Consider the following 16,175-nt stretch of genomic DNA (forward strand, 5'->3'; position numbering starts at 1 on the left):
CGGCGCGGGGGGTGATCGGCGCAGATGTTTTCAAACAGCCGTTTGAGGAAGCGCCGCCATGATCAAGACCCGCATCACCGAGCTATTGGGCGTGCAGTATCCGATCCTCCAGGCGCCGATGGGCTGGATCGCCCGTTCGCAGCTGGCCTCGGCGGTGTCGAACGCGGGCGGCCTGGGGATCATCGAGACCTCGTCGGGCGAACTCGACGCCGTGCGCGAAGAGGTCAAGATGATGCGCCAACTGACCGACAAACCGTTCGGGGTGAACATCGCCCAGGCCTATGTCCGCGACGCCGACATTGTCTCCTTCGTGGTCGACCAGGGGGTGAAGTTCGTCACCACCTCGGCCGGCGACCCCAACCGCTATTGTTCGCAGCTCAAGGAGGCGGGCCTGACCGTCTTCCACGTGGTGCCGTCGCTGGCCGCGGCGCTGAAGGCCATCGACGCCGGGGTCGACGGTCTGGTGGTGGAGGGCGCCGAGGGCGGCGGATTCAAGAATTCGCGCGATGTGTCCAGCATGGTGCTCCTGCCGCTGGTCTGTTCGAAGGTCGGCGTGCCGGTGATCGCCGCCGGCGGCATGGTCGACGGCCGCACCATGGCCGCGGCCTTCGCGCTGGGCGCCGAGGGGGTGCAGATGGGAACCCGGATGGTGTCGGCCGCCGAGAGCCCGGTTCACCAGAACTGGAAGGACGCCATCGTCGCGGCCAAGGAGACCGATACCGTGTTCCTCAACCGCTTCGGACCTGGAGCCGCCCTGCGGGCTCTGCGCACCGAGCGGACCTCGCGGCTGGAGCGCGATCCGGGCGAGGCCGGCGTGATGTCGGAGTTCAGGAACACCCAGGCGCTCTATTTCGGCGGCGACATGGAGGCGTCGATCGCGCTGTCGGGCCAGGTCGCGGGGCGGATCGATGCGATCAAGCCGGTGGCGCAGGTGATCCAGGAGACGGTCGCAGAGTTCGAGGCGATCATGGCGGAGATGAGCGGGAAGTACGGGCGGGTGGGGGCCTAGTCTTCTCCCTCCACTTTATGGGGATGGAAAAGAGGGCTAAGCCGCCGCCGAGCGCATGGCGTGTTCCGGCTCGTAGCTTTCCTCGTCCCAGAGGGCGTCCAGGGCCGACCAGCGCTGGGCGGCGTCGCGAAGGCGGGCGTCGTCGCGGACGTTGAGAACCTGGCCCTCCTGCTCGTCCCAGACCACCGTGAGATCGGCCAGGCGATGGGCGCCGTCGTCGAGGCGGCCCTGGGCCTGCAGGTGTTCGATCATGGCCGCGCTGATCCGCAGCTTGAGGCGGCCGCCGGAGAGCCGGACGGCGACGTCGGCATGGGTGATGACCTGTTCGATCATGGCCGGGCTGGCCGCCTGGATCGGGCGGCGCGCGTCGAACAGGAACAGCGGCTCGGCCTGACGGCGGGGCGCGGGGCGGAAGCGGGTCACGTTGCGGCTGGTCATCGAAGTCACCTTTCGTCTCGGCATGATCTTGATAGGATGCCGATGCGTCAGAAACGGACGTATGTTTTCGGGAGCCGGCGATGCGGCATGAGAAGGCGGCGAGGCTGCTGGAACTGGCGAGGATGCTGGCCTCGTCGGCGGAGGGCCTGACCCTCGACGAGATGGCCGATCAGATGGGGGTGGGCCGCCGCACGGCCGAGCGGATGCGCGACGCGGTGCGCGACGCCTTTCCACAGATGGAGGAGGTGGACGATCCGCCTACCAAGCGATTCCGGATACCCTCGGGACTGGACGGCATCTTCCAGGCGCCCACCGCCGACGAGTTCGCGGCGCTGCGCGCCGCGGCCGAGCAGTACCGTCAGGCGGGGTCCAAGACCCGGGCCGGGGCGTTGCTGTCTCTGGAGCAAAAGGTTCTCTCCGCGATCCGTGCGGGCGCGCGCCGCAAGCTTGCGCCGGACCTGGAGGCTCTCTTGGAAGCCGAGACCATGGCTATCCATGCCGGGCCTCGTCCATTCGAGGACGAGATCGTGCTCGGCGCGGTGCGCGAAGCTATCAAGTCCTTGAGACGACTTAGGTTCCGCTACGCCGGCGGGTCGTCGCCGGGGCGCTTGCGGGAGGTGACGCCGTTCGGGCTGATGTTCGGGCGGTCGAACTATCTGGTCGGCGGCGAGGGCGACTCGGCAGAGCCCCGCACCTGGCGGCTGGACCGGGTGCGGGAGATCGCGGTCAGCGAGGCACCGGGGTCGCGGCCCGCCGACTTCTCGCTGCGGGCGTTCATGAACCGCAGCTTCGGCATCTATCAGGACGAGGTCGAGCCGGTGGAGCTGCGCGTGCTGCCGCACGGGGCCGAGGAGGCCATGGGCTGGCGGTTCCACCCGACCCAGAGCCTGGAGCCGCTGGCCGACGGTGGGGTGATGGTGCGCTTCACCGCCGGCGGGATGCGCGAGCTGGCCTGGCACCTGTTCACCTGGGGCGACAAGGTCGAGATCCTGGGGCCTGAGCGGCTGAAGGTGATGATGCGCGAGGAGCTGGCCGTGGCGGTGCGCGCGCACGGGGTCGCGTAGGCGGCGACGCCGTCGGAACTGACCACGAAGGATGGTTCGAGATCAGGCCGTCTTCAGCGCCGCCAGCACCGCGTCGGGCCGGATGGGCAGGTGGCGGACCCGGGCGCCGACGGCGGCGAAAATGGCGTTGCCGATGGCGGGGCCGACCACTGTGGTGGCGGGCTCCCCCAGGCCCACGGGCGGTTCGGGGCTTTCGATGAAGTCGATGTGCAGGTCAGGAACGTCGGCCATGCGCAGGGGCGTGTAGCTGTCGAGATTGGTCTCGGCGATCTGGCCGTTGGTGAAGGTGGCGCCCTCGAACAGGGCGAGACTCATGCCCCAGAGCGCGGCGCCCTCCATCTGGGCCAGGGCGCCGTCGGGATGGACGATGGCCCCGGCGTCGACGGCCAGATGCAGGCTCTCGACCTTGACCTCGCCGGTCTTGCGATCGACCCGCACGCGAGCGGCGCAAGCGATCCAGGTGGGCATGTCGCGTTCCTGGCCGAAGGTGGTGGCCAGGCCGATCCCGGTGTCTTTCGGCAGCTTGCCGCCGTAGCCGGCGCTCTTGGCGACGCGGGCGAGGACCGCGGCCTGGCGTTTGGCGCCGCCCACGGCGGAGGGCCCGGCGCCGGCGTTGCGGCCGACGCCGTCCAGCAGCTTGAGCCGGAAGGCGAGGGGATCGGCCTTTCGGGCGTGGGCGGCCTCATCCATGAAGCTTTCCACCGCCCAGTTGGTCCAGCCAGGTCCGACCGAGCGCAGCCACCCGGGGCGGAAGGCGCGATTGGCCAGGTCGTTGGACACCGCCCGAACGCGATGAGCGCCGACGCTGTACCAGTGGTTCGCGCCGCTGATGGCGAAGGGATCGTAGGCGGCGCCGTTCAGCCCCTTGGGCATGAAGAACGGGGCCATGACCTGGGTTGGCCAGCCGGCGCAGGCGCTGTGCTCCATGGCGGTGACGGCGCCGCCATCCCCGAACGCCATGCGGACGTTCTGGACGCTGGGGGAGCGGAAGCTATCGAACAGGGTGTCGTCGGCGCGGGTGAAGACCAGCTTGACCGGCTTGCCCAGCGCCTGGGCGGCCAGGGCCGCGGGGACCGCGTAGTCGCCGTTCAGCCGCCGTCCGAATCCGCCGCCCAGCAGGTAGGTGCGCATGACGATCTTCTGCTCGGCTCGTCCCAGGGCCTTGGCCAAGGTCGGCAGGATCAGCGACTGCCACTGGTTGCCGGCGTGAATCTCGAAGACGCCGTCCTTCTCGAAGGCCAGGGCATTGACCGGTTCCATCTGGAAATGCAGGGCGCTGGCGGTGGTGTAGGTGGCCGACAGGGTCGACTTGGCGGCGGTGAAGGCGGCGTCGACGCCGGGGTCATCGAGGACCGTGCCGCCGGTCTTGGGATCGGCCAGCAGCTTGGCCGCGTGGGCCTGGAGGTCGGCCTCGGAGACCTTGGCGCTGTCGCCGCTGGTCCAGGTGACCTTGACCAGATCGGCGGCGCGGTCGGCGGCCACGAAGCTGTCGGCCACCACGACCACCCAGCCCGGGACCGTGCCGGAGGGGTCGTTCAGGGTCAGGCTTTGCTGGTAGCCGGGCACGGCCCTGGCGGCGCTGTCGTCGACGGAGACCACCTTGGACTCGTTGCGGGTCGGGGGGATCTTGGGCCGGGCGTAGACCATGCCGGGAACCACGGCGTCGAGGCCGAAGACGCCCTTGCCGTTTGTCTTGTCGGGGATGTCGCGGGCCTGGGTCTCCTTGCCGATCAGCCGGCGCTCGGAGGGCGGCTTGATCGGCATGGCCTTCAGCTCGGCCTCGGTGAAGCTGGCCTTCAGCCCGCCCGCAGCGATGATGTCGCCGTACGAGACGGACTTGCCGCCGGCGGAGACCAGGCTCTTGCGGGCGACGCAGGTCTTGGGGTCGGCGCCCAGCAGCTTCGCACCGGCCTCGATAAGGGCGATGCGTCCGGCGGCGCCGGCCTGGCTCATGAGGGGATAGCTCTGCCACACGGACCAGGAGCCGCCGGTGACCATCAGGCCCCACTTGGGATCGGAATCGACGCTGACGATGCGGACCTTGTCCCAGTCGGCCTCCAGTTCGTCGGCCACGATGCGGGCGATGGCGGTGCCGACATGTTGGCCCATCTCGGCGCGGATGACGTTGACGGTGACGATCCCCTGGCGGTCGATGGAATACCAGATGGTCGGCTCGAAGCCGGTGTCGGCGGCGGACCCCGGGCCGACGAAGCCGAACATGGCGCCGGCGGCGGTGGCGGCGATCATGAAGCCGCGGCGGGAGGGGGCGAACGGCTTGTTCATGCGCGCGCTCCCGTCTTGGCGGACGCCAGCTTGATGGCCTTCTTGATCCGCACATAGGCCATGCAGCGGCAGAGATTGCCGTTCATGGCCGCGTCGATCTCGGCGTCGGTGGGGTGCGGCGTGGTCGCCAGCAGCGAGGCGGCCTGCATGATCTGGCCCGACTGGCAGTAGCCGCATTGCGGCGCCTGGGCCGCGATCCAGGCGTTCTGCAGCGGGTGGGCGCCGTTGGGGTCCAGGCCCTCGATCGTGACGACCTTGGCGCCGGCCACGGCGCTGACGGGGGTGACGCAGGACCGCACGGCCTGGCCGTCCACATGCACCGTGCAAGCCCCGCAGGCGCCGATGCCGCAGCCGAACTTCGTGCCCTTGAGCCCCAGGTCGTCGCGGATCACCCAAAGCAGGGGGGCGTCGTCCGGGTCTCGAACTGTGACCGTCCGTCCATTCAGTTGGAACGTCGACATGATCGCGCCTCCCCGGTGCTTGGACCCAGGCTGCGCCCTTTTTCCGGCCCCTGTCTAGATGCATCGCGGGAGCCTCACGGCCTATTCCCGCGTTCCCGGGAAAGGCCTAAACCGGGGCGACGTCGTCGGGAGCAATACCTTGCGCCAACCGATCCTGAAGGCCCGCGAAGACGGGCTGGTCGAGAGCGACCAGGCGGTCCTGCTGCCGATCATGGCGCCTCGCCTGCAGGCCGAGTTTCACCCGGAGGGTTCGGCGGACCTGGCCCTGTGGGGCGAGGGCGACCTCGGGCGTCTGCGGTTCTCAGCTATCGAGGGGCCTTTCGTCTATTTTCCGAACGGTCTGACGGCGTCGGCGGGCGGTGTGTTCGCGGCCCAGGAGGCGCCGGTTCTAGTGATCCGCGGCGCGATCTATCGCGGTTTCACGCCGGCCAAGCGCTGCGCCAACTGGGACCGCAGCACCCATCCCAAGGCCCGCGTCCGGCGCGAGAAGACCCGGCGGCGGATCGACCTGCAATGGGCCGTCGTGCTGATCGAACAGCGCGGGGCGGACCTGCTTATCGCAGGGGGCGCCGACCTGGCCGAGGCCGAACGGGCTCTACACTTTTCCGTCGAAACCATCGTGGGCGAAGCCTCGGCCTACGCGACCCATTGCGACCGCATGCCCGAAGCCGACCCGACGATGCGCAGCATGGTCATACAGGGAACCCATGCCGGGCTCTCCAGCGTGCGTCGCGACGAGCGCGGGCGGTTCGACGGCCTGGCGGCCGGGCTGCACTATTCGGCGCCCGCCCGGACCTACTACCGCGACGGCTATTGGACCCTGCAACTGCTGCTCGGCCTGGCCCCGGCGGTGGTTCACGAAGAAATCGAGATGTTGGCTTCTGGCATGCAGTCCGACGGCGAGGCGCCTTCCGGGGTGATCGTCTCCGGGGCCGAGCAGGCGCGAGCCTGGGAGGAGCTGCGCACCACGGCGTTCGGGATGGACTGGATCCACACGCGCTCCACCGACTGGTGGAGCGACCACTTCGACAGCCCGCTCTTCTTCGTCCTGGCCATCGGCGACTATGTGCGCGCGACGGGCGACCTGGAGCCGGCCGAGCGGCACTGGCCGCTGGTGAAGGCGGTGTTCGAGCGCTATCGCGATCTATGCGAAATGGGCCTGCCGGTGAAGCCGCGCCATGAGCGCGATTGGGCCGACAACGTCTATCGCGGGGGGTTCGTGGCCTACGACCTGGGTCTGTGGGTCGGGGTGCTGGACGTGATCTCCAAGCTGGGCGCCAAGCTCGACCCGCTCCTCGCCGCCGCCGCCAGGGCGCTTGCGACAGAGGCCCGTACGGCCATCGAGACCCAGCTGTGGCGGCCGGACGGCTGGTACGCGGACTATCACGCGCCGGAGGGGCTGGCCGAGGTGGAGCCGGCGCTGGAGGACCACCTGACGCTAGATAGCCTCACCCTGCTGCGCTACGACGCGGTGACCGGGGCCCGGGCGCTGGAGGTCCTGGAGGCCGTCCGCGCCCGGCTGGAGACGCGCCACAACACCGACCAGTCCTTCGGCGACTGGGGGATGATGTGCGCCTATCCGCCGTTCAAGCAACGGGCCGACACGCGGTCCAAGTCCGCCTTCGCCTTCCGCTACCACAATGGCTCGGACTGGCCGTGGCTGGACGGGGTCTATGCCGAGGAGCGGTTGCGGAGGGGCCTGCCCGGTTGGCGCTATCCGCTCGTGGCCTGGTGGGAGCAATGCCTGCGCGAGGGCTGGCTGGGGGCGGTGGAATACTTCGCGCCGCCCTGGGGGCGGGGCTCGCTGCTGCAGGGTTGGTCGGGCCTCCCAGCGGCGGTGGCCTTGAAGCATCGCGAGACCGTGCTGGCCGGCGACTCCGACTAGCGGAAGGCCGCCACGGTCTGGCCGACCCAGGCCTTCAACACGTCCTTCTTGGCTAGAGGCGTCGCGCCGTGGCGAACCAGGATCAGGTCCAGGTCGGGGGCCAGGACGGTGTATTGTCCGTCGTAGCCATTGGCCGAGAACGAACCCGGCCCGCCGACATCGAGCCACCAGTGCGCGCCATAGCGGTTCTCGTCGGCGCCGGGCTGCTGGAAGGTGGGCGTGCGGGCGTAGTCGACCCACCCCTCGGGCAGAAGTTGCGCGCCGTCCCACATGCCGCCGCGCAGATAGAGCAGGCCGAAGCGGGCGAAGTCGCGGGCCGTGGCGAAGCAGTAGGACGAGCCGATGAAGGTGCCGACGCCGTCGAACTTGGGGACCGGACGGGTCATGCCCAAAGGCTCGAACAGGGCGCGGCGCATGAAGGCGTGGAAGTCTTCGCCGGTCGCGCCGATCGCGCGGGCGGCGATGCGCGAGACGATGTTGGTGGTGCCGCTGGCGTAGGACCAGAAGGTCCCGGGGGCATGTTCCAAGGGCATGGACGCGGCGAAATGGGCCATGTCGGGCCGGCCGCTGCGCTGGAGCATCTCGATCACGTCGGAGGGATGCTCGGGCACGTAGTCCTCGACGAACCGCAGGCCGCTGGACATCCGCAAGAGCTGATCGAGGGTGATGGCGGCGCGCGGATCGCCCGGCTCGCGCCATTCGGGAACATCGGCGGGCGCATGGATGTCGAGCCGACCCTCGCCCACCAGCACGCCGATGAGAGCCTGGGTGATGCTCTTGGCCTTGGACCATGAGGGATAGGTGTGGTCGGGGCCGTGGCGCGGGCCGTACCGCTCGAAGACCAGTTTTCCGCCCTGGACGATGGCGAGGGCGTGGGTTTCGCCCATGTCATCGGTGTCGAAGGCTTGCGACAGCAGGTTGTCAAAACGCGCGCGGTCGAGGCCGGGCGGCAGGTCGCCGGTCGGCCAGGCCTGGGTGGGCCAAGGAACATCGGCGGGCTGGGCGGGCAGGGGCATGAGGCTCATGCCGCTAGACTGACCCGAAGCTCGCGGCTTGTCATCTAGGCGGGGACCGGCTTACGCACGCGTCCGGCGGTGAGGAACCAGAAGGTCGCGCCGACGACCGCCAGCGCCATGGCCGATGTGGTCAGCGCAGGCCCGCCGAAATGGGTGAGCATGAAGCCGCCGTTGGCGCCGCCCAAAGCCTGACCGAACGAGGCCGCTGAACCGTTGAGCGCGAGCGCGAGGGCCGCGGCGGTCGGCAGGGTCTCGACCAGCCGGCTCTGGACCACCGGCATGACGGAGAACAGCGAGGTCGCCGCGATCATGATGGCCGCGCAGACCACGATGTTGGTGGCCACGCCAGGCGGCGCGCCGCCCGCGAGCTCGAGGGTGTGGAGCCCGGCGCCGATCGCCAGGGCCAGGAAGGCCAAGCCGACGGAAAGTCCGCCCTTGCCCCGATCGGCGCTACGGCCGCCAAGCCAGAGGCCCAGGAAGCTGCCGACCCCGATCATCAGCTGGAAGGCGCCCACCCCCGCCCCGGTGACGCCGGTCTGCAACCGGATGATCGGCGCCAGATAGGTCGAGATGGTCATGTTGGCGCCGAAGGCCAGGAAGGTCGTTCCCCACAACGGCAGGGCCGTGGCGATGTCGAGCCTGCCGCCCTTGATCGGCGCGGGTGGCACCACCTTGGGCGTGAACAGAGCGACGGCGGCGAAGGCGATCAGCGACAGGAACGCCGACAGCAGGAAGGTGGAGCGCCAGCCGAACGCCGCGCCCACGACGCTGCCCATGGGAATGCCCAGCAGGAAGGCGAGAGTCATGCCGCCGGTGACGACGGCCATGGCCGATCCGCGTTTTTCGGGCGGCACCAAGCTGGCGGCCATGGTCGCGGCGCCCGGACCCGCCAGGGCCGCGAGACCGCCCAGCACGGCGCGGACGCCCATGAGCTGGCCGTAGTCGCGCGCGAGGAAGCACAGCAGGCTGAAGGCGATGGAGGCGGCGAGCGCCAGCAGCAGGATCGACTTGCGCTCGCGCCGTCCCAGCAGCATGGCCAGCGGCGGTCCGGCCAGGGCCGAGGTCAGGACGTAGACGGTCTGGAGCTGGCCGACAGCGCCGACCGTGACGCCGAGGTCGGCCGCCATGGTCTCCAGGTGGCCCGCGAATATGAAGGCGCTGGATCCGAAGGAGAATGTTGAAAGGGCCAAAACAAATACACGTGGGTTCATGCGGCCTGAGCTTCAACCCCAATCTCCCCGACGTCGACCAAGTTCTTCTCTTCGCCGCGTGAGAGAAGCAGATAGGTGACCGGGGTCGCCACTCGCGACAGGAAGGTCGAGGTGATCAGCCCGCCGATGATGGCGATGGCCAGCGGCGAATAGAGCCCCGAACCCTCCAGGGCCAAGGGCAGCAGGCCGCCGATGGCGGTCACCGAAGTCAGGAGCACCGGCAGGAAGCGCACCTCGCCCGCCTTCTCGATCGCCTCGCGCAGGCCCATCCCGCCCTTGCGGAGCTGTTCGGTGAAGTCGACCAGCAGGATCGAGTTCTTGATCTCGATGCCGATGAGCGCGATCAAACCGATGGTGGCGGTGAATGACAACGAGTTGCCGGTTATCGCCAAGGCGGCCACCGCGCCGAAAAGGCCCAGGGGGATGACCCCAGCCACCACCAGGGCCGTGCGGAACTTGCCGAACTCTAGCACCAGCACCGCGAGGATCCCGAAGATCGCCACCAGGATCGCCGCGCCAAGGCCGGCGAAGCTCTCCGACTGCGCCTCGGCCTGACCGCCCAGGGAAAGGTGGTAGCCTGGGGGCAGGGCCAGGTCCCGGGCTAGGCGAGCTTGAGCCTCGGTGGTCACCTTGGAGGTCAGGTACCCGGTTCGGATCTGGGAGGTGACGGTCACCGTGCGCTCCCGGTCGTAGCGGGTTATGCGGGCCGGGCTGGATCGGAAGCTGGGCTGCGCCAGGGCCGAGAGCGGCGCCGACTGTCCGGCCTGGGTCGGGACATAGAGGTCGGCGAGCGAGGCGATCTCATTGCGGCCCGCCATGGGAAGTCGCACGCGCACCGGATAGTCGTCGCCGTCCGGATCGCGGAAACGGGCGGTCTCCTCACCGGAAAGCGCCAGACGCGCGACCCGGCGTACGGCGCCGGCCTGAGCCCCCAAAGCCGCGGCCTTGGCGTCGTCGACGCCGAGGTCGAGGTCCGTGCGGTCGATCCTCAAGGGATTCTCGACGTCCCGCGTTCCGGGCGTCGCCTTCAGGGCGCGTTCGGCCCGGGCGGCCAGGGCCTTCAGCACATCCAGGTTCTCGCCGGTGATGCGCACGGCGACGGGCGCCTCGATGGGCGGCCCGTTCTCGAAGGTGACCAGGCTGATCCGGGCGCCCGGATAGCGGGAGAGATCGGTGCGAAGGCGGTCCAGGACGCGGGGGCTCTCGCCCGGCTCCCAGGATTTCAGCGCGGCGAACACCTCGGCATAGTTGGTCTGGGTCTCCCGCTGCTGCTGATTGTAGAAGATCTGCGGATTGCCCCGGCCGAGGTTGGCGGCCATCCAGACGACCTTGGGCTCGGCCTTCAGGCGGCGTTCGACGAAGCGCAGGGCCGCATCGGTCTTGGCCAGCGCCGTGCCATCGGCGGTCTCGATGCGGACCAGGAACTGCGGTGTGTCGGCGGGCGGGAACAGGCTGGAGCCGATCAGGCCCAGCAGTGGGACGGTGGTCGCGCAGATCGCCGCGATGATGGCGAAGGCCGCCCACGGTCGGGCCAGGGCGCGGTGCAGAACCGGCGTGTAGAACCGGTGGATGACGCCGTTGACGCCGCGCAGGATGGCGTTCCCCTCCGGGTCCTCGTGGCGCGACAGCATGCGGCTGGCCAGGAACGGAATGATGGTGAGCGCCACCACCAGGGAGGCTCCCACGGTGCAGAGCACGGTGACCGGCAGGGAGCGGATGTAGCCCCCGGACCCGCCAGGCAGGGCCAGCAGCGGCAGAAAGGCGAACATCAGCGTGGCGGTGCAGCCGATGACCGCCAGCGTGATCTGGCGCGTGCCGGCGATGGCCGCGTCGACCCGGCCACCGCCGGCCCGCAGGTGGCGGGCGATGTTCTCGGTGACGACGATGGAGTCGTCGACCAGCAGGCCCAGGCTCAGCACGAAGCCGGCGATGGCCAGCTGGTTCACCGTGAAGCCCAGGGCCTGCAGCATCGCCAGGCCGATCAGCAGCGACAGCGGAATTGACAACATGACGACACCCGCCGCCCGGAAGCCCAGCGGCAGCAGGGTGATCATGACGATGGCCAGGGCCAGGCCGAAGTCGCGGAACAGGCCCGACAGCCGGTGCTGCACGTTGTCGGCCTGGACGAAGCCCTCCTCCAGGCGGACGCCGGCGGGCAGGGTTTTCTTGAACTCCGCGAGCGCGGCCTGGACGCCCTTGGTCACGGTGGCGACGTCGGCGCCGTCCTTCTGGGCGACCGTGACGAAGACCGCGCGGGCGCCGTTGAAGCGCGCCAGATGGCTCGCCTCCTGCTGTTCCCAGCTAACGGTGGCGACGTCGCGCACCCGAACGACCTGGCCGTCCTGGCTGCGAACCGGCGTGTTCGCCACGACTTCCAGGTCGCGGAAGGCGCCTCCGGTCTTGATGTTGAACCGCCGGTCGCCGGCATGGGCGGCGCCGATCGGGGTCTCGGCGCCCGCCGCGCGCAGGGCGTCGGCGACGGCGGTGGCCGGAAGCTGCAGGGCCGCCAGCCGGCCCAGGTCCAGCGCGACCCGCACTTCGGACGGCGCCGTTCCCCAATAGCGGGCCTCACGCACGCCGGGCGCCCGGTCCAGCCGTTCGCGCAGGGTGTCGGCCAGCTTCTCCAGGCGGCGCATCGGCATGTGCTCGCTGACCAGCGCCACCTGGACGATGGCCACTTCCGTTGTTCGAGCGCGGCGCACTTCCAGCCGCGACAGGCCCTGGGGCAGGTTGGGGCGCAGGGCGTTCACCTCGCGCACGACCTCGTCGTACTTGCGCTCGGGGTTCACGCTCCAGTCGAACTCGACCACCACCACGGCCGCGCCGTCCAGGCTGGTGGAGGAGATGTCGTTGACGTCGTCCAGCCCGTCCAGCACGTCCTCCAGCGGGTCGGCGACCAGCTGCTCCATCTCGGCGGGTTCCGCGCCGGGCAGGACCGCGCGGACCGTGACGATCGGGATCGGGAAGTGAGGGTCCTCGGACCGTGGCGTGGTCAGCAGGGCGTTGACGCCCAGCATGACCAGCAGGCCGAACGCCACGAGGGTGAACTGCCAATTGCGGACGGAAAAGGCGGCGATGTCGAACTTCATCGGCCCGCGCCGCCCGGGAGGCTGGTCTCGATACGGCTGGGATCGACCACGGTGATCTTGTCGCCGTCGCCGACGAAGCCGGCGCCGGCGGTGATGACCCGCGATCCGGCGGCCAGGCCGTCCACCAGGGCGTCGTCGCCGGAGAAGCCGCCGAACGTCACGGCCCGCCGCCGAGCCACGCCGCGATCGGCCACCAGGACGAAAGCCTGCCGGCCCTTGGCTTCCAGGATCGCCTCGGCCGGCACGCGGGCCAGGGCCGGGCCGTTCGGAGCGGGAACCGCGATCCGGGCGGTGGCGACCTGGCCGCTGCGCAGGCCTGTCCCGCCCAGGATCTCGATCTCCACGTCCACGGCGCCGGTCTGGGCGCCAGACCGCTCACCCACCCGGGTGACTCGCCCGGGTACGACAGCGGGGAGGCCGTCGATGCGCACGCTGGCCGACTGGCCTGGTCGGACGCGGGACACGTCGCGATCGGCCAAGGGCGCGCGCAGGGTGAGCGGACTGGATTCATCGGCGATCCGCAGCACGGCCTGGCCGGGCTGGACCACCTCGCCGGCCTGGGCCAGACGCTGCAGCACGACGCCGGAGGCTGGGGAGACCAGCCGCGCCCAGCGCCGGTCGAAGGCCGCGGCGCCGGCGCCGGCCTGGGCCGATTTCAACGCGCTCTTCCGGTCGTCCAGGCGCTGGGCGCTGACGAAGCCGCGATCGAACAGGGCCTGGTCGCGGGCCAGGTCGCGGCGGGCGCGTTCGACGTCGACCCCCGCGCGGGCCTCGGCGGCGGCGACGCCGGAGGGATCGATGGCGGCCAGGACCTGGCCGGCGCGCACGCTGTCGCCGTCGTCGACGGCGAGTTGGGTGAGGACGCCGGGAATGCGGAACGACAGGGTCATCTCGCGACGCCGCTCCAGCAGGCCGGTGGCGGTTAGCGATCCCTCGGCCTGCGGCATGCGGACGGCGACCGTCTCGACGGCCGGCGGCGGGATGGCGTCCTTGGGCGGCTCCTGCCGCCCGCAGGCCGCGGCGGCGACCAGGCTCATGGCCGCCGCCGCGCCGACGCGAGCCAGGCGTGGTCTCTGAAAACGCCCAATACGCACCGGTGTCTCCAATCGTCGATCAATGATAGGTAATCAGCGATAGGTGATGATGCATTGTCAAGCCGTAAGGCCGCATGACAGGAATGCACGAATGAACAAGGGCCAGGAACGATCACCCCGGAAGGCCAAGGGCCAGGGGGTGGAGCGGCGCGAGGAGATCCTCGCCGCGGCCCTGCGGCTGTTCACCCAGCTCGGCGTCCACGCCGTGTCGACGCGCCAGATCGCCCAGGCCGTCGGGATCTCTCAGCCGACCCTCTACGCCTATTTCCCGACCAAGGCCGACATCGGGATGGAGCTGCACAGCCGGGCTTTCGCCTTGCTGGCTCAGGGATTGGCCTCCGGAGCCGACCGCCGCAGCGACACGCCCGAGGGCTTCGTGGCGATGCTGAGGATCTACGTGGATTTCGGGCTTCAGAACCCCGACATGTACCGCATCGCCTTCATGTCCGAGGGCGCGGCGTTGCGGACCTGGTGGCGCGAGAACGACCCGACGCTGTCACCGTCGACCGCCTCGACCTATGGCGTCCTGCGGCGGGAGATGACCGAGATGCATGCGCGCGGCCTGACGGTGGACGTGGACCCCGAGACCCTGACCCAGAGCGTGTGGTCTGGCATGCACGGCCTGGTCTCGCTGATGATCGCCAAGCCGGGCTTCCCCTGGGTGGAGCGCGAGGCCCTGATCAACGCCCATCTCTGGGTGATCGTGCGCGGGGTGCTGAAGGCCGTATAGGCTCAGCATTCGACAAGGTTCACAGCCAACCCGCCCAGGGAGGTCTCCTTGTAAATCTCGCTCATGTCCTGGCCGGTCCGCTTCATGGTGGCGATGACCTTGTCGAGGGACACGGTGTGCTGGCCGTCGCCCAGCAGGGCCAGGCGGGAGGCGTCGATGGCCTTCACCGCACCCATGGCGTTGCGCTCGATGCAGGGGATCTGGACCAGGCCGCCGATGGGATCGCAGGTAAGGCCCAGATTGTGCTCCATGCCGATCTCGGCGGCGTTCTCGATCTGAGAGTTGGTCCCACCCAGGGCGGCGGTGAGGCCCGCGGCGGCCATGGAGCAGGCCACGCCCACCTCGCCCTGGCAGCCGACCTCCGCGCCGGAGATCGAGGCGTTCTGCTTGTAGAGCGCGCCGATGGCCGCGGCGGTGAGCAGGAAGGTCCGACGCCCCTCGACCGAGCCGCGATAGAAGCGGTCGTAGTAGCGCAGCACCGCCGGCAGCAGGCCCGCCGCGCCGTTGGTGGGCGCGGTGACCACGCGGCCGCCCGAGGCGTTCTCCTCGTTGACCGCCAGCGCCCAGAGATTGACCCAGTCCAGCGCTGCCAGGGGATCGGAGATGTTGCGCTCCACCTTGGCCATCAGGTCATTGCGAATCTGGCCGGCGCGACGGCGAACCTTCAGCCCGCCGGGCAGGCAGCCCTCCTGGCGCATGCCGCGCTCGATGCAGGCCTCCATGGCGGTGACGATGGCGTCGAGGCCCTCGTTGACCTGGTCGGCCGCGCGTGTCGCCGTCTCGTTGGCGAACATCAGCTCAGCGATGGTGAGGCCGGCGCGCTGCGCCTGGTCCAGCAGTTCGGCGCCGGAGCCGAACGGGTAAGGCACGGGAATGGCGCGAACCGGCGGGCCGTTGGCGGCGATCTCGTCCTCATCCAGCACGAAGCCGCCGCCGACCGAGAAATAGGTCCGTTCGAGCAGCGCCACGCCATCGGCGGCGAAGGCGCGGAACGCCACGGCGTTTGGGTGCTGGGGCAGGCGGGTGCGGCCGGCCCAGACGATGTCGCGGACCTCGTCGAACGCCACGTCAGGACCGGCCTCGCCCAACTTCACGCTGGCATGGGCGCGGATCGCCTCCAAGGCCGCGTCGGCCGCGTCGGGGTCGATGGTGGCGGGCCGAAAGCCGGCCAGGCCCAGGATCACCGCGCGGTCGGTGGCGTGGCCTTTGCCGGTCAGCGCCAAGGAGGCATAGAGCGTGACCTCGACCCGCGTGACGGCGGAGAGCAGGTCCTGGCCGGAAAGCCGCTCCACGAACCGCGCGCCGGCGGTCATCGGTCCCATGGTGTGGGAGCTGGAAGGCCCCACGCCCAGCTTGAAGAGGTCGAACGCGCTGGTGGTCATGGGCCATGGTGGTACGTGATTGCGCGAACCCCGCCAAGTCGGGGCAGGAAAAACCACATCTTGGGAAGACTTGATCGGGGTGGCCTTTTCGCGCCCCAATGGCCATTGCCCCCGCCACAGATTCCAGGACTTCCGCCCCATGACCGACCGACTGGGCCCGCCCGTCGAATTCCGCCCGCCGATGACACCGGCCCTGGTGGTGCGCCGCGCGGCCTTGGAGCGGAACCTGGCGGCCATGCAGGCCCTGTGCGACGCCGCGGGCGTCCAGCTTCGGGCGCACGGCAAGATGCACAAGTGCTCGACGCTGGGCCGCCGGCAGGTTGAGCTGGGCGCCGTCGGCCTCTGTTGCCAGACGGTGGGCGAGGCCGAGGTCTACGCCGCCGCCGGGATCGCCGACCTGCTGATCACCTCCCCGCCCGCGCCCTGGGCGGCGGCGCGGATCGCGGCCATCGCCAAGGCCGGGGTCGCGATCGCCGTCGTCGCCGACGACGTGGGTCAGATCGACCGGCTGTC

12 protein-coding genes and 1 pseudogene are annotated in these 16,175 nt (G+C 69.9%); 5 read left to right on the top strand and 8 right to left on the bottom strand.

The features are described 5' to 3' along the window. Window positions 1-58 precede the first annotated feature (58 nt). On the top strand, window positions 59-1,009 hold the full coding sequence (locus tag RMO04_RS05420; RefSeq protein ID WP_309643771.1) for a nitronate monooxygenase: 951 nt from the start codon (window positions 59-61) through the stop codon (window positions 1,007-1,009). 36 nt (window positions 1,010-1,045) lie between these two features. Here RMO04_RS05420 and RMO04_RS05425 read toward each other — a convergent pair whose 3' ends face one another. Further along, window positions 1,046-1,447, bottom strand: a complete 402-nt coding sequence (locus tag RMO04_RS05425) for a hypothetical protein (RefSeq protein WP_309643772.1) — start codon at window positions 1,445-1,447, stop codon at window positions 1,046-1,048. Window positions 1,448-1,527: 80 nt separating this feature from the next. Here RMO04_RS05425 and RMO04_RS05430 point away from each other — a divergent pair, with 80 nt between their 5' ends. Then, a complete protein-coding gene (locus RMO04_RS05430) occupies window positions 1,528-2,511 on the top strand; it encodes a WYL domain-containing protein (protein ID WP_309643773.1) in 984 nt (327 codons plus the stop codon). A 42-nt stretch (window positions 2,512-2,553) separates the two neighbouring features. Here the strand turns inward: RMO04_RS05430 and RMO04_RS05435 are convergent, their stop codons facing one another. Next, complete coding sequence (locus RMO04_RS05435) at window positions 2,554-4,794, bottom strand: molybdopterin cofactor-binding domain-containing protein (protein ID WP_309643774.1); 2,241 nt, start codon at window positions 4,792-4,794, stop codon at window positions 2,554-2,556. Then, window positions 4,791-5,255, bottom strand: coding sequence for a 2Fe-2S iron-sulfur cluster-binding protein (locus RMO04_RS05440; protein ID WP_309643775.1), 465 nt, complete (start codon window positions 5,253-5,255; stop codon window positions 4,791-4,793). The genes RMO04_RS05435 and RMO04_RS05440 overlap by 4 nt, the downstream gene beginning before the upstream one ends. A gap of 139 nt (window positions 5,256-5,394) precedes the next feature. On the opposite strand from RMO04_RS05440, the gene RMO04_RS05445 reads away from it, so the two are divergent. After that, window positions 5,395-7,140: a hypothetical protein gene (locus RMO04_RS05445; RefSeq protein WP_309643776.1), complete on the top strand. Its 1,746-nt coding sequence runs from the start codon at window positions 5,395-5,397 to the stop codon at window positions 7,138-7,140. Here RMO04_RS05445 and RMO04_RS05450 read toward each other — a convergent pair. The 4 genes from RMO04_RS05450 to RMO04_RS05465 are packed head-to-tail and all read right to left on the bottom strand — an operon-like array spanning window position 7,137 to window position 13,493. Further along, a complete protein-coding gene (locus RMO04_RS05450) occupies window positions 7,137-8,165 on the bottom strand; it encodes a serine hydrolase (RefSeq protein ID WP_309643777.1) in 1,029 nt (342 codons plus the stop codon). The two genes, RMO04_RS05445 and RMO04_RS05450, sit on opposite strands and share 4 nt — an antisense overlap. Before the next feature lie 35 nt (window positions 8,166-8,200). Next, window positions 8,201-9,367 (bottom strand): MFS transporter, encoded by a 1,167-nt coding sequence (locus RMO04_RS05455; RefSeq protein WP_309643778.1) that lies wholly within the window; start codon window positions 9,365-9,367, stop codon window positions 8,201-8,203. Next, window positions 9,364-12,456: an efflux RND transporter permease subunit gene (locus RMO04_RS05460; RefSeq protein ID WP_309643779.1), complete on the bottom strand. Its 3,093-nt coding sequence runs from the start codon at window positions 12,454-12,456 to the stop codon at window positions 9,364-9,366. The genes RMO04_RS05455 and RMO04_RS05460 overlap by 4 nt, the downstream gene beginning before the upstream one ends. After that, a complete protein-coding gene (locus RMO04_RS05465) occupies window positions 12,453-13,493 on the bottom strand; it encodes an efflux RND transporter periplasmic adaptor subunit (RefSeq protein ID WP_309643780.1) in 1,041 nt (346 codons plus the stop codon). Before RMO04_RS05465 ends, RMO04_RS05460 begins: the two co-directional genes overlap by 4 nt. Window positions 13,494-13,641: 148 nt before the next feature. Here RMO04_RS05465 and RMO04_RS05470 point away from each other — a divergent pair, with 148 nt between their 5' ends. Further along, a complete protein-coding gene (locus RMO04_RS05470; RefSeq protein ID WP_309643781.1) occupies window positions 13,642-14,280 on the top strand; it encodes a TetR/AcrR family transcriptional regulator in 639 nt (212 codons plus the stop codon). A gap of 2 nt (window positions 14,281-14,282) precedes the next feature. Here the strand turns inward: RMO04_RS05470 and RMO04_RS05475 are convergent, their stop codons facing one another. Next, a complete protein-coding gene (locus RMO04_RS05475; protein ID WP_309643782.1) occupies window positions 14,283-15,662 on the bottom strand; it encodes an L-serine ammonia-lyase in 1,380 nt (459 codons plus the stop codon). A 139-nt stretch (window positions 15,663-15,801) separates the two neighbouring features. Here RMO04_RS05475 and RMO04_RS05480 point away from each other — a divergent pair. After that, window positions 15,802-16,175, top strand: a pseudogene (locus tag RMO04_RS05480) (alanine racemase); the annotation flags it as partial.

The organism is Phenylobacterium sp. (genome assembly GCF_031412415.1).
Taxonomy (GTDB): domain Bacteria; phylum Pseudomonadota; class Alphaproteobacteria; order Caulobacterales; family Caulobacteraceae; genus Phenylobacterium.

Coding starts and splice junctions, on each gene's coding strand:
- RMO04_RS05450 (WP_309643777.1), bottom strand. CDS start 8,165: ATGAGCCTCATGCCCCTGCCCGCCCAGCCCGCCGATGTTCCTTGGCCC.
- RMO04_RS05425 (WP_309643772.1), bottom strand. CDS start 1,447: ATGACCAGCCGCAACGTGACCCGCTTCCGCCCCGCGCCCCGCCGTCAG.
- RMO04_RS05460 (WP_309643779.1), bottom strand. CDS start 12,456: ATGAAGTTCGACATCGCCGCCTTTTCCGTCCGCAATTGGCAGTTCACC.
- RMO04_RS05440 (WP_309643775.1), bottom strand. CDS start 5,255: ATGTCGACGTTCCAACTGAATGGACGGACGGTCACAGTTCGAGACCCG.
- RMO04_RS05475 (WP_309643782.1), bottom strand. CDS start 15,662: ATGACCACCAGCGCGTTCGACCTCTTCAAGCTGGGCGTGGGGCCTTCC.
- RMO04_RS05455 (WP_309643778.1), bottom strand. CDS start 9,367: ATGAACCCACGTGTATTTGTTTTGGCCCTTTCAACATTCTCCTTCGGA.
- RMO04_RS05465 (WP_309643780.1), bottom strand. CDS start 13,493: ATGAGCCTGGTCGCCGCCGCGGCCTGCGGGCGGCAGGAGCCGCCCAAG.
- RMO04_RS05435 (WP_309643774.1), bottom strand. CDS start 4,794: ATGAACAAGCCGTTCGCCCCCTCCCGCCGCGGCTTCATGATCGCCGCC.
- RMO04_RS05420 (WP_309643771.1), top strand. CDS start 59: ATGATCAAGACCCGCATCACCGAGCTATTGGGCGTGCAGTATCCGATC.
- RMO04_RS05470 (WP_309643781.1), top strand. CDS start 13,642: ATGAACAAGGGCCAGGAACGATCACCCCGGAAGGCCAAGGGCCAGGGG.
- RMO04_RS05430 (WP_309643773.1), top strand. CDS start 1,528: ATGCGGCATGAGAAGGCGGCGAGGCTGCTGGAACTGGCGAGGATGCTG.